This is a genomic window from Sphingomonas sp. Leaf25 (genome assembly GCF_001421635.1).
Classification (GTDB): Bacteria; Pseudomonadota; Alphaproteobacteria; order Sphingomonadales; family Sphingomonadaceae; genus Sphingomonas.
This window is the reverse complement of the sequence record NZ_LMKU01000016.1, coordinates 1-2,056: the sequence shown is the minus strand read 5'-3', so window position 1 is coordinate 2,056 and position 2,056 is coordinate 1. Positions and strand designations below refer to the sequence as shown.

The following is a 2,056-nucleotide window of genomic DNA, read 5'->3' as shown; positions in this document are numbered from 1 at the left end:
GTGGCGGAGAGGGAGGGAAGCCGTTCTCCGCGATAAAACCCTCTGATATGGCGTGCTATTTCGAGGTTCATTGATAGCAGATTGTCGCACTGAAGTGGAGCAGCAGTTCGAATGACAGGGCGGGATTCGAACCCACGGCACGATGGCATGGGTGAGCAGGTCGAGCATAACCGCTGCGACGACGATGGGGATGGACGCTCCTGCCCGATCTGCCGGGGCGATCCGCTCGATCCTGACTTCGTTGAGATGATCGAACGGGCAGCGGCTCAGCCGGGGAAGGCGATGTCGTTCGATGAGGCGATCGAGTGGCTGCGCTCAATGAGGCGGACGGACTGGCACAAACCGAAGGGCGGCCACTGGGGCCGCCCTTCGGTTTGTGCTCGAACCCCTTAGTCGAGTTCGAAGTAGATGCGCAGCGAGCGGAAGGTGACGGGGGTCACAGCATACTGCCCCTCGCCCTCATCGACCTCGCTCCAGTCATCCCACGCGAACAGGAAAGCGTCTTCGTCGCCGGTGACCGTGCGAGTGCGCTGGGTGATGCGGCCTTGGAAGTGGCCGTATTTCTCGATCCCAGCAGCATTGAGCAGCTTGGCTTGGATCACCGGCCCGTGTTCGGCGAAGACCTTGAGGCCCGCGATGGTCTTTTCGGAGCAACCTGCCATGAAGTCCTCGACTTGGCCGGGTGTCAGATCGACGACATTTTCGAAGTCATCAGGGCTGAACCCTGTCGGCAACTGGCCCGGTGACGCCTTGGGCTTTGAGGTGAGGTAGGCGATGATTTCGGCTCGCGTCGAGGGCGAGAACGAGGTAAAGTCGTCCTTGGTAAGCACGATCTGCATGGTAGTCTCCACCAGTGAGTTTGCCATTCGAGGGGGTCAGATGGCCGTCTGACCCCCTCAACTCCTGATCTGAACTTTCAGAGTTCACCTGTCAATGGCAATGTTTTACCGGTCAAAGTCTTTTTTTACCCCTCAGTTTTGGCGTTGACCTGTCAGGCAGCGAGCAGCCGGTAGACCGATGCGCGCCCGATCCCGAGACGCTTGGCGATCTGGGTAGCACCGAGCCCTTGCTGACGAAGATCGCGCACAGCGTCCGGGCTGATCGTCGCGGGACGGCCCTTGTAGACCCCTTTCAGGCGTGCAGCTTCGATTCCACGGCGCTGTCGAGCACGGATGAAGTGCTTCTCGACGGACCCTATCATGCCGAACAGCGTAAGCATGATCTCCGCCATCATGTCAGTGCCATCGAAGCGGATCGCCGGGTCATGGATGCGCAGCACCGCGCCACGCTCAATGACGCGCTTGCCGATGGTGAGCAGATCGCCGGTATCTCGGGCGAGCCGATCCGGGTGCAGGGAAAGAAGTTCGTCGCCGGGTTCGAGCAGGCGCAGGGCGGCTTCGAGTTGGTCGCGGCCTGCGAGCTTCGACCCGTTGCCGATGTCAGTGAACACGACCACCGCGCCGAGCTTCTCCAACATCGCCTTCTGGCTCGATGCGTCCTGCCCCTCATTGGTGGAGATGCGCGCGTAGCCCAATGTTTTGCCCATCGTCGTCCCTGACCGTCTCGTATGGTTCTTAGGCCGACTCGCTCCAGTTGTCTCTGAAGTCAAGAATAACCCATATGAGACGATTATCTCGTCTCATGATCTGTATCGCCAAGGGTTGCCCTATCGAGGCGGGACACGGTCGAGCGATCCTCCGTTCGATGTTCGCTGAGCGGCTACGGCAGCGGTCAGGACGACAGTCGGCACAGCGTCTTGTTGGTCGCGCTGATGCGCAGGTGCGGGATGATGCGAAACTTGTCGGCCCGTGCGATAGGGAGCCACCGTATGCACTCGTGATGCTCTCCCACCGTCACGATGTGGACTGGGGTGCTCGAATAGTCGCCATACCATCCGGGGAAGAACGCGGCGAAGCCGAAGTCCGGGGTGGCCGCTTCCAGCAGCGCGTGCCGACCGTCGATCTGGATGATGGTGCAGGACACGCCATTGAGGACGGCGCTCGGGCCGCACTGCTCAACATCCAGCATGAGATCGAGCAGGCCATGATAGTCAGTG

The 2,056-nt window shown here is 60.6% G+C and carries 4 protein-coding genes; 1 reads left to right on the top strand and 3 read right to left on the bottom strand.

The features are described from left to right. Nucleotides 1–147: 147 nt before the first annotated feature. Nucleotides 148–393, top strand: a complete 246-nt coding sequence (locus tag ASE78_RS07690; protein ID WP_056495391.1) for a hypothetical protein — start codon at nt 148–150, stop codon at nt 391–393. On the opposite strand, the gene ASE78_RS07685 is transcribed toward ASE78_RS07690, so the two are convergent. The 3 genes from ASE78_RS07685 to ASE78_RS18925 all read right to left on the bottom strand — a co-directional run. Next, nucleotides 390–839: a hypothetical protein gene (locus ASE78_RS07685; protein ID WP_156351344.1), complete on the bottom strand. Its 450-nt coding sequence runs from the start codon at nt 837–839 to the stop codon at nt 390–392. The genes ASE78_RS07690 and ASE78_RS07685 overlap by 4 nt on opposite strands. 152 nt (nt 840–991) lie before the next feature. Beyond that, the gene (locus ASE78_RS07680; RefSeq protein WP_056495385.1) at nt 992–1,546 is read right to left on the bottom strand and encodes a recombinase family protein; all 555 of its coding nucleotides are present in this window, start codon (nt 1,544–1,546) and stop codon (nt 992–994) included. A gap of 185 nt (nt 1,547–1,731) precedes the next feature. Next, on the bottom strand, nt 1,732–2,056 hold a 325-nt coding region (locus tag ASE78_RS18925; RefSeq protein WP_162236474.1), incomplete at its 5' end, for a hypothetical protein.

Excerpts from the sequence above, each read along its gene's own strand:
- ASE78_RS07690 (WP_056495391.1), top strand. The coding sequence starts at position 148 with ATGGGTGAGCAGGTCGAGCATAACCGCTGCGACGACGATGGGGATGGA.
- ASE78_RS07680 (WP_056495385.1), bottom strand. The coding sequence starts at position 1,546 with ATGGGCAAAACATTGGGCTACGCGCGCATCTCCACCAATGAGGGGCAG.
- ASE78_RS07685 (WP_156351344.1), bottom strand. The coding sequence starts at position 839 with ATGCAGATCGTGCTTACCAAGGACGACTTTACCTCGTTCTCGCCCTCG.